Below are 15,463 nucleotides of genomic sequence, written 5' to 3'. Positions count from 1 at the left end.
CCCTGCCCTTCGGACAAAAAAAAAGCTCCCAGCCTTAAGGCTGAGAGCTTTTATACAGAGGAGGCCGAGAAAACTAGCCAAGCAGGCCAACACTCTTAAGAAAAACTACAAAAACGAGTACGGGGGTCACGTAACGGATGGTGAAATACCACACCCTAAAGACCTTCACATACTTAGCACCATCTTCTGTAATCTCTGCCTGCAGAATACGCTTATCAACAATAAAACCTGCATAAACAGCAATCAACAGACCACCGATTGGCAGCATATAGTTACTTGCCATATGGTCAAGACCATCCAGGATAGGCATGCCACCCCAAATGGTGATATCAGAAAAGGTAGAGTAGGAAAGGGCAGAGGGAATACCGGCAATATAGACGGCAATAGCCATGATAATGGTTGCCTTCTTACGATCATACTTCTTCTCATCAATGGCAAAAGCGGTAAGTACCTCAAGAAGAGAAATAGCAGAAGAGAGGGCAGCAAAGGCCATCAGGACAAAGAACAGGGTTCCCAACACATTACCAAAGGGCATTTGGGCAAATGCCTTGGGCAGAGTCTTAAAGATAAGACCAGGACCGGCACCAGGCTCCATACCAAAGGAGAATACGATTGGAAAAATAGCAAGACCGGCACCAATGGCCACAACGGTATCAAGAAAGGCGATCCGGATGGCAACGGGAAAGATCTTCTCTTTCTTATCCATATAACTTGCGTAGGTTACCAAGATACCCATGGCAATACTGAGGGTAAAGAAAGAGTGACCGATAGCCTCAAGCACACCTCCCATGGTCAACTTGGAGAAGTCAGGGTAGAGCATAAACTTCCAACCAGCCACTGCTCCCGGAGTGGTAAGGGAGTAGAGGGCCAAAACAACAACAATACCAAAGAGGGTCGGCATCATCACCTTATTCCAACGCTCAATACCCTTCTGGATACCAGAAGCAACAGCGATAACAACAAGAATGGTAAAGTAGGTCAGACAGAGAAGCTGAGTAGTGGGGCTGGTAACAAGTCCACCAAAGACTGCATCAATTGCCTCTGGGCTCTGACCGGCGAAATTATTAGTTACCGCTTCAAAGAGGTAAAACAGGGTCCAACCGGCAATAACACCGTAATAGGAGAGAATGATAAAGGCAGCTGAGAGGTTTAACCAACCGACAATCTGCCATCCCTTTGATTTTGGCATCAGATCTCTAAAGGAACCGACAACATCCTTTTGCGAGTGACGACCAATGGCAAATTCCGCCATCAACAGGGGCATACCACAGAGTAAAATAGCCACCAGGTAAACTAAAACAAAGGCACCGCCACCATTCATTCCTGTGATATACGGAAACTTCCAAATATTACCAAGCCCAACAGCAGATCCTACAGCAGCAAGGATAAACCCCATACTGCCACTCCAGTGATTACGCATAACACCCTCTCTTTCATATAAAATATCAGTATATTGTGACGTAAAAGCCGGTAAGCAACGCCACACACTGTCTCCCTAGAAAAACACCATTACGCCCTAACCTAATAATATTATTCGACAAAAAACCACAACATGTCAAACAGTTACTTAATAAATAAATGAACGTGGCCCTGATATTACAAGAAAAACAAAAAAATGCCACACAAAGTTCGACAAAACCCCCTATATGGCATAATAAAATTAAGTAATACTTGCTTTTGCACTACTTACCAGTTGCTACTTCCCGTCCCTGAATTAACCTCTCTATCACCGTTGGATCGGCAAGGGTACTGGTATCACCAAAATTATCAAAATCACCCTCGGCAATTTTACGTAAAACCCGACGCATGATCTTACCGGTTCTCGTCTTAGGAAGACCAGGGGCATACTGAATAACATCAGGAGAGGCACTTGGTCCAATTCCACTGCACACATGGGCTGGAAGTTCTAGCACAAGCTGAGGGGTCTCTTACACGCCATTGTTTAGGGTAACAAAGGCATAGATAGCCTGAGCCTTAACAGGATGTGGAATACCCACAACTGACGCCTCACCCACTGCCGCACATCAGCAACAAGAGCCGATTCTATCTGAGGCCGATCCCATTCTATGGCCCGAAACATTAATAACCGCCGTCAAGACGGCCCATCGCCCAGTAATAGCCATCCTCATCACAGCGGACGCCATCCCCGGCATCGTATACCCCGGGATAAGCCTCAAAATAGTTGGTTTTAAACCGGGCCGAATCACCATAAACACCACGGAACATCCCCGGCCATGGCTGACGAATAACCAAGCGTCCACCCTCATTGGGGCCGACCTCTTTACCCTCCTCATTGAGGACAGCTACATCAACACCGGGCAGAGGTTTACTTGCTGCTCCGGGCTTAAGTGGCGTAGCGTAGGGCAGGGGAGCAATCATAATTGCCCCGGTTTCGGTCTGCCACCAGGTATCGACAATGGGAAGCTGACCCTTGCCAATATGGGTATGGTACCACATCCAGGCCTCTGGATTAATAGGCTCACCAACAGAGCCCAGAACACGAAGAGAAGAGATATCGTAACGATCAACCGGATCCGTACCGGAACGCATCAGGGCCCGAATAACAGTGGGGGCCGTATAAAAAATTGAGACCTTAAACTTTTCAACAATTCGCCAGAACCTGCCAGCATCGGGATAAGAGGGAACTCCTTCAAACATAAGAGAGGTACCGCCCAAGCCAAGAGGACCATAAACAATATAGGAGTGACCGGTAATCCAGCCAATATCTGCCGTACACCAGTAGACATCATCCCCCTTAAGATCAAAAACCCACTGAGTGGTATGCATTGCGTAGGTAAGATATCCGCCGGTGGTGTGAACAACCCCCTTAGGTTGACCGGTGGATCCGGAGGTATAGAGAATAAACAGAATATCCTCTGCCTCCATCTCCTCGGGCAGGCACTGATCACTGATATCAGAGGCGGCGACATCCTCATGCCACCAGCTATCACGTCCCTCCTCCATCTCGACCTCATTTCCGGCCCGCTTTACCACAATACAGTGCTCAACCAGATCACACTCTTCAAGCGCCTCATCGGCGTTGGGCTTGAGGGGAATGGTCTTACCGGCACGCAGAACAGCATCGGCAGTAACAAGTACCTTTGCCCCGCAATCCTGGAGACGATTTTCAAGACTTGCTGCTGAAAACCCGGCAAAGACGACTGCATGCACCGCACCGATCCGGGCACAGGCAAGAAGGGCAATGGTAAGTTCTGGCACCATAGGCAGATAGACAGAAACCCTATCACCCCGCTGAACCCCCTTTTTTTTCAGGACATTGGCAAAACGACATACCTCGGCAAGAAGCTCGCTATAGGTATACTCTATGCAGTCATCTTCCGGCTCACCTTGCCAGATAAGGGCCTTTTTATCACCAAGGCCATTTTCTATATGACGATCCAAACAGTTATAAGAAGCATTCAGGGTCGCACCATCAAACCATTTAACCATGGGAACAGCAAAATCCGCCTCCAGGACAGTGTGCCATTTCTTCGACCAAGAGACCAATTCTTCAGCGCGTTCCGCCCAAAAACCTTCCGGATCTTCAATGGAGCGCTTATAAATCTCTTCATATTCTGCCATACTGGAAATATAGGCTGTACTCTTCCCCGCAACTGGTGGCGCAAAAAGGCGATCCTCTTGCAACAAGCTCTCAATCTTTGGCTTCATATCACTCATGATTGTCCCTCTTCTTACAATTAATGTTCGTCCCACAAAAAATGTCCCTATCCTATATCCCTACATCTCAATGTTTTTTGATATCGTAAATATGGGTTGAGGCAATGTTTTTCTTCAGCTACTAACTCTTCTCACAGAATGTAAGTAGCTCCGCTTACTCAAGAGCCCCAACAACTCCACCCACGAATCATCAAAGAAATTGATATAAATAAACCATATCCCTTATAAAGAAGCCAACATTTTTATGTTAAGTCATCCATATCTTGCTACAAAGGAAATTAGGAGCTATTCTCAGAAAGATAGCCAACGGGATAGGAAGAGATGGTATCAGGCAAAAGCCACACTCGACAAAAAGAAAAACAACAAACAAAACCAACAATTTATGCAAGATACATACCTGGAAGCAACTTCTGCCATCCTCAAGACAATGGGACACCCTATTCGCCTCAAGGTCCTCTATCTATTACTTGAAGGGGAGTGCAGCACAGGGGAATTACTTGCCCAACTGCAGACAAGTCACCCAAATCTCTCCCAGCATCTCAATATACTCAGGGCTCAGGGCCTTGTTACATCCAAGAGAGATCATACGTTTATCCGTAATTCAATTACCGATAAACGTATTAGAAAAATGCTCATCGATCTCCGCTCATTCTTCCAGCCCGAACAAACCAATTCTAAATAGGCAGGATATGATACTCTTCTTTAATGGGATGAATACCCACCAGGAGCTGACCGCTTCGCCCATCAATAGAGACAGGATCAGCAAAATGGATCCGTTTCCCCCTGATCTCACAATAGCCCAGAGTTTCAAAGACCTTTAATCTGCGACAGCCAACAACACAGGTTTTTTCAAGACGCACCGCAACCACGGAGGCATGGGAGGTTTGACCACCCCGTGAGGTAAGCAGACCATCCGCCAGATCAACAATCTTAATGTCCTCCGGCACAGTATCCTGACGAATAAGAATCAGGGGTACATCTGCATCCCGAGCCCGAATCTCTGCGATATGCTCTTCGGTAAAAACGGCCAAGCCGGAGAGGGCAGAACCAGAAACACCAACACCATGGCCCAGATACGCCTCCTGCAGGGCCACGCTCTCTTCAAAGACCTGAAGGTGTTCCTTCTTCTTGATAGTAATCATATCCCGGGATTGAAGGATATAGAGCTGGTCAGCCTCCTCTCCCTCAAAGGTGAACTCTATCTCCTGAGGGTTCCACCCCTTCCCGTAGACAAGTTCCCGTGACATGCTGAGCAGCTCGGCATATATTTTCGGAAATTTTCGTTCCAGGGTGTTCTCCGCAGAACGACCATCAAGCTGGGCCTGCTCCATGGAGATAGCATAACTGGTGACCAGCCCGGAAACAATATCCTCCCCCTGACTACCATAGGCATAATCACCCCAGAGGGCCACCCGCTGCACCTTACGATATGGATGAGAGGTGAAGACAACACCCGAACCTGAGCGACTGCTCTTATTACCATATATCATGGTTTGGACAATAACGGCTGTCCCCCAGGATTCAGAGAGATCCATAACCCTCCTATAATCAGTTGCCTTGGTCGTGTGCCAGGAATCAAGAACAAGCTCTATAGCGCCGACCAGCTGCAACCAGGGATTATCCGGAATAACCACCCCTTTTTCACAGACAAGTTGATAATACGAGAGGGCCAACTCCTCCATCTGCGCCGAGGTAAAATCCCGTTTAAGGCGCACCCCGTGCCTCTGTTTGGCCGAATCCATAAGGGCCTGAAAATCCTCTCGATCAACATCACAGATCATTGCCCAGGACTGAAGAAAGCGACGATAATTATCCCAGGCAAAATATCCCTCACCATGTTTGCGCGCATACTCCCGAATAATCTCCTGATTAAAGCCAACATTATGAACCGTGGCCATCATCCCCGGCATAGAAATGGCGCCACCGCTTCGAACGGAGAGAAGCAGAGGTCTGTCCGATGAGCCAAAAAACTTATCCTGACTATCCTCCAACTCCGTCAGCGATCTTCTAATCTTGCCCATAAACTGCTGTCTCGCCTCTGAATAGCCAAAGACAATATTACGACAACGAAAGACCTCGGTGGTAATGACAAAGGCAGGCGGAATGGGCTTATTATCAGCGGCAAGGGTTGCCAGATTAAAGCCCTTATTGCCAAGATAGATGAGATTACTGGCAAGAGGATTAGGATTGTGCAGCTCAGAAATAGCCCTATTGGGATTGTAGGTCATAAGCAGATCAAGATTTCTCTCCGAAAGCATCTCCCGCTGATTTTCAAGGGTAGCAAGAATCTGCAAAATAAAATTATCCAGATGTTGCAGGCCAAATGTTGAAGAGATAAGCTCACGCAAAAAGGCCTCGGAAACCCGATGAACAGAGATGCCCATATCCTCATCATAGAGCGATCTATACTTCTGCATCACCTCTTCTCGACTCAGCTGAGGAATAATGATAGAGAGATTGTTCTGATGGATATTTGTGTAAAAGGCATAGATAATATCCTTTACCCCCTCGGACATCCCCTTAAAGATATCCAGATACTGGGTATAGGAAAAACGCCGTACCTTAAGCGAGTTTTTAAGCAGAGAGAGACTGGTCACCAATTTACGAGAGCTGATACCGTCGACACTGAGGGCCTGAATATAGAGCTTCAGGCAGCCAATAATATCATAAAAAGTTGCCTGAGTGATCATGGCCAGGTTGATGGTGCCGGCCAATTTTTCCAGATAGATGTTGGCATGATTCTCCAGACGAAAGGAGAGACTCAGGGCGTCAAACTTACGCTCCTTATAGCGACCATAAACAGATGGAATATCTACGGCAATATGCCTCTTATAGTAAATATCCTCCCGGGCCTCAAAACTCTCCTCGGAGAGGATAATCTCCTTAAGGGCAAGCAGGCTCTGCAAAAGAGCCGACAAACTTTGCCGAACATCCTTCTGATCAAGCCTATCGAGCAGGTCTCTCATTTGCGGAAAACCGTTCTTGGCCGCGGCAAGAAGTTCTGGACGCAAATCCTGAAAGCTCAGCTGATACTTGGCATGGAGCAACTTAAACATACGAACCAACAGCTCAAAACGGCGCACCTCACGGGGATCAATATCCTGCTGACGAAGCAAAAACTCCGCCATCGTCTCCTCATCAACACCAAGAAGGTCGGAGACATTTTTCAGATTTTGCTCCTGCCACAATCGCAGGGTAAGCCTATGTGCTTCATCAACATATCGTCCCTCGGAAGAGACCTGGACATAGACCTCATCCGGAACATGAGGCTGTAATTTACTCTTGTCCTTTGTCTGCCAGAAAAGAAAAATTGCCTTAATAAAATCGACAATAAGATTGGAACTCTCCACATGCCCCTGCTTTCTCAGAAAGTGAATAAGGACATCTTTTCGCCGATGCATCTCATCAAGTTCTGTAGAGACATCGCGTAACTCCCCTTCAGATCCTATCTCATTAAAAAAAACGGGCATAAGCTTGGCGAACTGTTTGCAGAGATTATAGACGGGCTTAATGGGATGGTTAAGTAGCTCGGTAATATCACGCTGAAAAAGATCCGTATCCTTAATGCAGGTGCCCGAAAGTTTAATATGAATGATAAGGGCAGAAAAGAGGGTCGCACACCACTTTGGCTCCCGCATGATTAAATGCAACCACACTCGAATATTGGCCAGATGGGCAGGGTTAGTCAGAGGTTGCCAATTCTCATCCACCCCAACGACATTGGCATGCTGAAAGCCAAAGCGAACCACTCCCCACAAAAATGCCTCCACCATGCGGCTGTTGCTCCGGTCAAAGACCTCACCACCCAAAACCTGAATACACTGCAGAGAGGTATGTGGGTACTTCCTTACATTGACCTCCAACAGTTCAAAAGTTGCCAAAAGAAACTCTTCAATCTCCTCAAAGGTCTGCTGGCGAATTAACTGAACCAGGCTTCTGTTAATTTCCCGGAGGGTTTCTTCGTGGACAAGATGTAGCCCCTCTGTATCCATTATTTTAAAGAGAAAGAGGATCTTTCTATTTTCGTTAAAATTAGAACTTGCCGCATCCTCTTTAGCGAAACAGTCGGAGACGATATCTAACTCGGCAAGCTTATCGGGGATCGCCCGATAAAAACGAACAATATCAATATGAGAGGCAAGTCCTAGCATGGCCCTGAGGGTCGCGACACCTGCTGTTTCCTGACGAATACGCTTGAGTTCAGTCAAGCGCGACTGCATGGACAGATGGGAGATATCTTTAAACGTCTCCCTTGCAGTAAGATCATTGGCAACCATCTTGCATCTCATCAAAAACCACTGGAGGGGATCATCTTCCAAGAGCCAGTAGGCATAGGTCCTGTGTAAAACCATCTCATAGAGCCTGACCAGGGAAGAGCAATCCGCCCCCTCCGTCTCAGAAGAGCTCAGGCGGGCACGAACCAACCCCGCCAGAGAACACTGGCCATAAACCATCTGCATCATCGCGGCCTCATCCTCTTCATCAAAACGAGTGAGGCGGGAAAAGATATCGGTCAGGACAGGCTCAAACGCCTCTTGCCTCCCCTCAGGTAAATCCTTTGCCAGCTTCTCTAGCCAGATAAGCAGAGCCGCCACTGCCTGAGCAAGCAGGACGGGATCTCGACGCACATCCTCTATGGCCTCAAAAAACAGACGGGCAAAAAGCCCTACTGCCTCTGGACCGGACTCATCCTTTAAATAATGCCCTGTATTCTTCAGGGTATAACTTCGAAACTGGGGAAGAATAAGTTTCCAGTTTCGAAAAGGATGACAAATTTCATAGAGCAACTTTTCCAAAGTCTTATGAAGACCCCGATACTTCTTTACAGCTGAGAGAAGTAGCAGTAATTCACTATCAATTTCAACAGTGCCTGCCGTTTCCAGAAGGTTTGCCTTCAGGGCATCGGACTGCAAAACCTGACCAACATCATGACGATCCATAGTTATACCTAAGAAGAGTAACAATTTTTTATAGGGGTAGCGGAGAGGCCTGAGTACAGGGAAAATAGCACTCTCATAAAACAAAAAAAAGGGAAGGTCACCAGCCAGTGCCTCCCCCTAAAAGATTTATCCCCACCTACCGACTTACAGGGCCCTACGGGCATCCATATGCAGTATCAGATCAAGCATCCTGTTAGAATAGGCCCACTCATTGTCGTACCAGCTCATCACCTTGACGCTTTTGCCAATTACCTTGGTGGACTGGGCGTCGATGATTGAAGAGTGGGGATTCCCCTGAAAGTCAATGGAAACAAGGGGCAGATCAGTATAACCAAGATATCGGTTAGCAGCCTCTTTTAAGACCTGATTCACCTCTGCCACGCTTGTCTCCTTCTCGACCTCCATCACAGCATCAACCAAAGAGACATTGGCGGTGGGAACCCGTACGGCAAGACCATCAAATTTCCCCTTCAGTTCAGGAATGACCAGAGATACCGCCGCGGCAGCGCCTGTTTTGGTAGGAATCATAGAGAGGGCTGCGGCCCGGGCTCTGCGAGGGTCAGCATGAGGAGAATCCAACAGGCGCTGATCGCCCGTATAGGCATGAATGGTAGTCATCAGGCCACGAGATATACCAAAATTATCAAGAATCACCTTGGCAAAGGGGGCCAGGCAGTTTGTGGTACATGAGGCAGCGGAGACAATATGGTGAAGAGTTGCATCATACTCATCCTCATTAACGCCCATAACAATGGTCTTAACAGCCCCCTTGGCAGGAGCGGAGATAACTACCTTAGAGGCCCCGGCATCAATATGGCCCTGAGCAGACTCGGCATCACGAAAAATACCGGTACACTCTGCAATATAGTCAGCACCCACCTCTCCCCAGGGAATGTCTGCAGGAGTTCGATGACTTGAAACAGCTATATGCCTTCCATCAACAATAATGCCATCAGCGTCGCTCCCCACCTCTCTGTCATAGACCCCCATAATAGAATCGTACTTCAAGAGATGAGCAAGAGTAGCATTATCGCTGAGGTCATTGATTGCAACGATCTCTATATCGGCAAATGCCTCATCCTTGCTCAGTGCCCGAAAGATATTACGTCCAATACGTCCAAAACCATTGATGCCAATCTTTATTGTCATAATACTATCTCCTGTTTTTGCTTGGAAGTCCCTGGAAAAGCACACATATTAATTATTTATTCGGCACAAATTCAAATAGTTTTCCTATAATAATCAAGAACCTGCTCGATGGCATCAACTATTGATAGTCGATCCGTCGCCACAGAAACATCGGCAACAGCATCATAGAGAGGCAGGCGCTCCCTTAAAACCTTCTCCACCTCTGCACTCATCTCTTGCCCAGTTAGTGAGGGACGACCGGGATCCTGAGCCCTGCGCGAAAGCCTTTTACATAATGTCCCCTGTTCTGCTGTAAGCCAGACAACAAACCCCTTTTTTTTCAACATAGGCCAAAGATCCTGGTGAAGAACTGCCCCACCACCCGTGGCCACCACAAGATGCCTCTCCTCAGCAGCAACGGCAAGCATTGCCTCCCGTTCACGCAGGCGAAACCCCTGCCAACCTTCAACTGCCACTATCTCCTCAACCGTTCTCCCCGCTGCCTCACAGATATACCGATCAAGATCAACAAAGTCAGCGCCTATTTCCCTGGCGAGCTTTTTCCCCAGGGTTGTCTTGCCAACTGCCCTATAACCAACAAGAAAAATCATTTTAACATAGCCCTTTATTCTTAATAGAAAAATCTCCTAACCCCTAAGCCCAGCCCCATATGCTCAGATTTCTTATAAAATAGTTTTCACATGACATTCTAACAATATTGACTGATTGTGAGAAAAGAAATATATTACTCCTCCTCTAGCGCAGAAAAAAGCGGGCTCTCAAAAATTATTGTAGCACATGTTCTTTCATTGAGGAATGAGCCCCGGCACCCCAGGCCCAGCTCCTGCGAAAGGCAACACTTTAAAAAATGAATGCCTTCTGCAAAAAAAAGGTCTATTATGAAATAACTTCAATATGATAGGATTGACTATGCTCCCTGATACACCTCAAATCTGTTTCGGCCTCAGCGAAAAGCTCGACCGCATCTCTTTTTCCAACCTTCTGCAACTACTGGGTAGAAAAGAGTTTGCCGACCTCCTCTCTGCACGACTCAACAGTAAAGAGATCAATCAGGCATTTGATCAAATAGCCCTCGTGTTGCGCACCATCTCAGTGAAGATGAATATCACGAAGATTTTTTGCAAGATAGAAAAAAGCACTCTCACCCATCGCCCCCCATCAACAATCAAGTCCTATAATATTATGTCTCCAGTTCGCCTGCAAAAATTTTTAGCCGCCTCCGGCATCTGCTCCCGTCGCAAAGCGGAGCAGCTCATCCTTGATGGCCGGGTCACCCTTAACGGTGAAACAGTCCTCATCCTTGGCACAAAAATAACTCCAGACATCGACAAGATTACCGTTGATGGCAAACTGGTTAAGGAAGAAGAGCAAAAGGTCTACTACCTGCTCAATAAACCAAAGGGATATGTTACAACCCTATCAGATCCACAGGGACGTCCGGTGGTAACCGATCTTCTCCATGGCATTAATGAGAGAGTTTTCCCCGTGGGTCGACTTGACTTTGACACGGAGGGTGCTCTCCTCCTCACCAACGATGGCGATCTTGCCCAAAAGACCCTGCCACCCCAGCTACGAAACCTTTAAAACCTATGAGGCTGACCTCAGCGGCACCCCCTCAAGGGCCAAACTGCAGCGCCTTGAACAGGGTATCCTTTTGGAGGGAAAGCCAACCGCTCCTGCAAGGGTAAAGATTCTCTCACAAAAAAAACATAGCACCAAGGTTGCCATCACCATCCACGAAGGACGCAAGCATCAGGTTAAAAAAATGTTTGCCGCTATTGGCCACCCTGTTAACCACCTCAAACGGATCGCCTACGGTAAGCTGGAACTGCAAACACTGGCAACTGGCCAATTCAAAAGGCTTTCTCCCACCGAAATAAATTTAATCTTCGCAAAAAAAAGCTAACCCTCCTATTTACAAGAGATAAAAGATAGTTAATGTTTTATCATTGTTATTTGGCCATGTTAGATAAAATTTTCGAATAGGATCCAGACAGAACATGGCTCCGAGTCGTTACGATGTCGGAGTCTGTCTCAGGACAAAGTAAGGATATTTTTTTCCTAGTGCCGGGATTGATTGGCCGGAATCCCCCGAGAGACAATGCCCTGTAAGCGCACACAATTACAATGAAGTTTGCGCAATAACAGACAATGTGGTATCTATTCGCACTTCGAGGTACCACATTGTAGTATAAGTTTTTTCTTTCTTATAAAAAACAACCTTTATCTCATTGTTTTTCAGAAAAAACTTCCTTTTTTATTTTTGAAAGTGATATCATTTCTTTAGTGCCGCAGAGTAAATATCACACTATCTCTAGGAGTTACTCGACAGCTACCAGAGAACTCTCTAACTCGGAGGAAAACATGAACAAGTCAGAACTTATAGAGGCTTTGTCTCAAGACGTCAATATACCCCACCGCGAGGCTGCTGCTATCACCAATACCGTAATTGATACCATGACAGAAGCCCTGGCAAAGGGTGACAGCATAGAAATACGTGGTTTTGGTAGCTTTGTCGTAAAACAATACGAATCCTACGAAGGACGTAACCCAAAAACAGGAAAAAAAATCAAGGTGAAGCCAAAAAAGCTCCCCTTTTTCAAGGTAGGAAAAGACCTACGAGAGCAGGTCGATCTCAAACGAAAGAAATAAGAGCAGAAATGTGATAGGGTGAATTCATCCTATCACATTTTACTGGCGGCAGTTTACTCCACGCTAACAACACCGCCAACGAGATCATACTGTTGCGAATCTGTTATCAGTATGTCAACAATTTCACCTGCAACAACCTGGCCCTCATTAATATAGACACGGCCATCAACATCTGCTGCCTGGTACTGAGTTCGTCCCTCAAGCAGTAGATCAGTCTCCTCACTCACCCCCTCTACCAGTACCTTCTGCACAGTACCCACATACTTCTTTTGGATCTCCGTGGAAAGCTCCTGTTGCAGCTCTAATAAACGGGCACAGCGACTCTCCTTGATCTCATCATCCACCTGATCCGGAAAATGCTCGGAAGGTGCGCCCTCTTCATTTGAGTAGGGAAAGACACCGACATGATCAAGTTTCCTCACCCTGAGAAATTCTCCAATCTCAGCGTACTCCTCTTCTGTTTCACCAGGAAAGCCGACAAGAAAGGTTGTGCGCAGGGCAATATCAGGCATATGAGCACGGGCCTTATCCACAAACTCCTCTAGATCTGCCCTTCCATAAGGGCGGTTCATCAAGTGTAAGACACGATCATTGACATGCTGGATAGGAATATCAAGATATTTAACAATTCGAGGATTGGCGGCCATAAGCTGCAACAGCTCATCCAAAAGCTCTGAGGGATAGAGATAGAGCAGACGAATCCAGGGAACAGATGTTTTAGCAAGCAGTTCTTTTAAAAGAACAAGCAAATTGACATCGTCACCGAGATCATCACCATAGGCGGTAAGATCCTGGGCAATAAGAGATATCTCCTGCACGCCACTGGCCACCATTGCCTGCACCTCTTCAAGCACATCTGCCACGGAGCGACTTCTCAGTGGGCCACGAATAGATGGGATCATACAGTAGGAGCAGCGGTTATCACAGCCCTCGGTAATCTTTACCCAGGCCCGAAAAAATGGAGTGGATTGCTGACGAGGCACCTTGGCCGTCATCAGAAACTCAGTCGGCATAATAACCTTATCCTGCTCCTCACCAGCTATAAGCTTGCCAACATACTCGGCAATATTCGCTACACCCTCGGTGCCCACAAAGAGATCCACCTCCGGCAGTGACTCAAGGAGTTGCTCCTTATATCTCTGCACCAAACAACCCAAAACCACAATTTTCTTCTCGGGAAAATCGGCTTTAATATCCACCAAGGCAAGAATTTCTTCCACGGCCTCTTCAACGGCAGGCTGAATAAAACCGCAGGTATTGACCAGCAAAAGATCAGCATCTTGCTCATCTGTCATCTCCCAACCGGCATCCCGCAAACAGCCGAGAACAACCTCTGAATCCACAAGATTTTTAGCACAGCCAAGACTTATTAAATGAAACTTCATCGTATACTCCCCTTAAGAGATATTAGCTTAAACAAAAAGACAGAAAATATTTAAGCACGATTATCCCAATGTACAACAAACAAAAAAAGGGAGTGCAGGTAAAAAAACCCACACTCCCTCAACAGTCTCAATCGACCTTATTTCGCTCAGACTATCCCAAAAGAGGGTTAGCATAGAGAAGAATCAAAGAAATAACGAGTCCGTAAATAGCAATAGACTCAGCAAGAGCCATACCGAGAATCATGAAAACCATCAATTTAGGCTGAACTTCTGGGTTACGTGCAAGACCCATACAAGCGCCCTGTCCAACGGAACCAATACCGATACCAGCACCCAGACCGGCAAGTCCAATAGAGAGAGCAGCACCTACACAAATAAGAGCGAGTTGAATGTTACCTTCCATGTTTATTCTCCTTTAAAATAGTTTTTTTGGCCTTCTTCTATTTATACTGCTAAAGTGTTTCTCTCACCTATTGAGAGAAATTATCTTCGTTTTATTATCAATGCGCGTGCTCTTGCGCCTGAGCAAAATATACAACTGTCAAGAGTACGAAAACCATTGCCTGGACAAGCGATACCAAAACACCAAGTACCATAATTGGCAGTGGAGCAAAGAACATACCTGCAAGTCCAAAGAGGATACCAAGCAATACTTCCTTCGCCATAATATTACCGAAGAGACGAATGGAGAGAGAAAGAAGTCTTGCAAAGTTACTGATAAGCTCAATGGGTAGCATAAGAGGAACCAACCACTTCATGGGCCCGATAAAATGCTTATAATAACCAAGACCATGCTCTTTAAAACCGATGACATGATGGGTAGCCCAGACAATAAGAGTCAACGCCAGGGTGGTGTTAATACTGGCAGTGGGAGACATAAATCCTGGAATCAGACCAATGAGGTTGGCAACTGCAATATAGAGGGCAAAGGTAGCTATCATTGGAAAAAACTTATCTGCCATCTCCCTGCCCATATTATCGGCAAAGAAATCATCCATACCACCAATAATCATTTCCCAAAAATTCTGCCCTTTTCCTGGAATAATTTCTAAATTACCCAGGGTAAACTTAGACACCAAAAACAGGAACGCCATAACAAGCCATGTGTAAGTCATGTATGGTTCACACATTTTTTCTAGAAACGTCTGACCAACAGGGCCATGTGGCACAGGCAATCCCAACTTTTCCAAAATAATTGAAATGAACAGTATCGGATGTTCCATAACTCCTTTTACCTCCTTCCGCTGAAGAAATAGTGCATAACCACATTTACCGCGGTAATCGTGATCGTAAACACTACCGTTGACAAACCCAAAATTAGTCCAAAGATGTTAATCTCTCCGCTTTTAATGAGCAGAAGCAAGATAACACCTATAATTGCAATTCGTATCCAAAACTTAAGCAAGTAACCACCCTTGCCCTTCTTGGCCCTCTCTTTACGTTGTTCCGGGTCAGAAGTCTCTGTCAACGCCGTCACAAACCTAACAACGTCTGTGTGCGAGGCCCAAAAACTGAGGATGGATATAACACCACCAACAAAAACAGACAACGCAAAAGAGAGAGAAAACGCAAAAGCAGACCCTATGGTCATCACAGCCAAACACAGCCAACTCGTTACCTGCATTTTTTGCAAATTTGCTAAATCGTCAACCACTCAAA

The 15,463-nt window shown here is 46.4% G+C and carries 10 protein-coding genes and 2 pseudogenes; 3 read left to right on the top strand and 9 right to left on the bottom strand.

Going from position 1 to position 15,463, the window contains the following annotated elements; translation table 11 throughout:
• Positions 1-73: 73 nt before the first annotated feature.
• Positions 74-1,420 carry a sodium-dependent transporter gene (locus DP_RS04205; RefSeq protein WP_041277611.1) on the bottom strand — a complete coding sequence of 449 codons (1,347 nt, stop codon included), beginning with the start codon at positions 1,418-1,420 and terminating at the stop codon, positions 74-76.
• Between the two features lie 262 nt (positions 1,421-1,682).
• Positions 1,683-3,678: pseudogene (gene acs, locus DP_RS04200) on the bottom strand (acetate--CoA ligase).
• A 382-nt stretch (positions 3,679-4,060) separates the two neighbouring features.
• Between acs and DP_RS04195 the strand changes: the two are divergent.
• Positions 4,061-4,360 (top strand): ArsR/SmtB family transcription factor, encoded by a 300-nt coding sequence (locus DP_RS04195; RefSeq protein ID WP_041278328.1) that lies wholly within the window; start codon positions 4,061-4,063, stop codon positions 4,358-4,360.
• Here DP_RS04195 and DP_RS04190 read toward each other — a convergent pair.
• From DP_RS04190 to DP_RS04180, 3 genes are all read right to left on the bottom strand, one after another.
• Positions 4,353-8,618: a PEP/pyruvate-binding domain-containing protein gene (locus DP_RS04190; RefSeq protein ID WP_011188068.1), complete on the bottom strand. Its 4,266-nt coding sequence runs from the start codon at positions 8,616-8,618 to the stop codon at positions 4,353-4,355. The two genes, DP_RS04195 and DP_RS04190, sit on opposite strands and share 8 nt — an antisense overlap.
• A gap of 144 nt (positions 8,619-8,762) precedes the next feature.
• Positions 8,763-9,767 carry a type I glyceraldehyde-3-phosphate dehydrogenase gene (gene gap, locus DP_RS04185; RefSeq protein WP_011188067.1) on the bottom strand — a complete coding sequence of 335 codons (1,005 nt, stop codon included), beginning with the start codon at positions 9,765-9,767 and terminating at the stop codon, positions 8,763-8,765.
• Positions 9,768-9,838: 71 nt separating this feature from the next.
• Entirely contained in the window at positions 9,839-10,357 is a 519-nt protein-coding gene (locus tag DP_RS04180) for a shikimate kinase (protein WP_011188066.1), read from the bottom strand.
• 592 nt (positions 10,358-10,949) lie between these two features.
• On the opposite strand from DP_RS04180, the pseudogene DP_RS19110 reads away from it, so the two are divergent.
• Positions 10,950-11,673 (top strand): annotated as a pseudogene (locus tag DP_RS19110) (pseudouridine synthase).
• 458 nt (positions 11,674-12,131) lie between these two features.
• Positions 12,132-12,419, top strand: coding sequence for an HU family DNA-binding protein (locus DP_RS04170; protein ID WP_041277610.1), 288 nt, complete (start codon positions 12,132-12,134; stop codon positions 12,417-12,419).
• Positions 12,420-12,472: 53 nt separating this feature from the next.
• Here the strand turns inward: DP_RS04170 and rimO are convergent, their stop codons facing one another.
• The 4 genes from rimO to DP_RS04150 form a co-directional block, all read right to left on the bottom strand.
• Positions 12,473-13,804, bottom strand: coding sequence for a 30S ribosomal protein S12 methylthiotransferase RimO (rimO, locus tag DP_RS04165; protein ID WP_011188062.1), 1,332 nt, complete (start codon positions 13,802-13,804; stop codon positions 12,473-12,475).
• Between the two features lie 151 nt (positions 13,805-13,955).
• Positions 13,956-14,207, bottom strand: a complete 252-nt coding sequence (gene atpE / locus DP_RS04160) for an ATP synthase F0 subunit C (protein WP_011188061.1) — start codon at positions 14,205-14,207, stop codon at positions 13,956-13,958.
• A 97-nt stretch (positions 14,208-14,304) separates the two neighbouring features.
• Positions 14,305-15,027: a F0F1 ATP synthase subunit A gene (gene atpB / locus DP_RS04155; protein WP_011188060.1), complete on the bottom strand. Its 723-nt coding sequence runs from the start codon at positions 15,025-15,027 to the stop codon at positions 14,305-14,307.
• An 8-nt stretch (positions 15,028-15,035) separates the two neighbouring features.
• Positions 15,036-15,458, bottom strand: coding sequence for an ATP synthase subunit I (locus DP_RS04150; protein WP_011188059.1), 423 nt, complete (start codon positions 15,456-15,458; stop codon positions 15,036-15,038).
• Positions 15,459-15,463: the final 5 nt, after the last annotated feature.

This window comes from Desulfotalea psychrophila LSv54, assembly GCF_000025945.1.
Lineage (GTDB): Bacteria > Desulfobacterota > Desulfobulbia > Desulfobulbales > Desulfocapsaceae > Desulfotalea > Desulfotalea psychrophila.
This window is presented reverse-complemented; position numbering and strand designations above follow the sequence as displayed.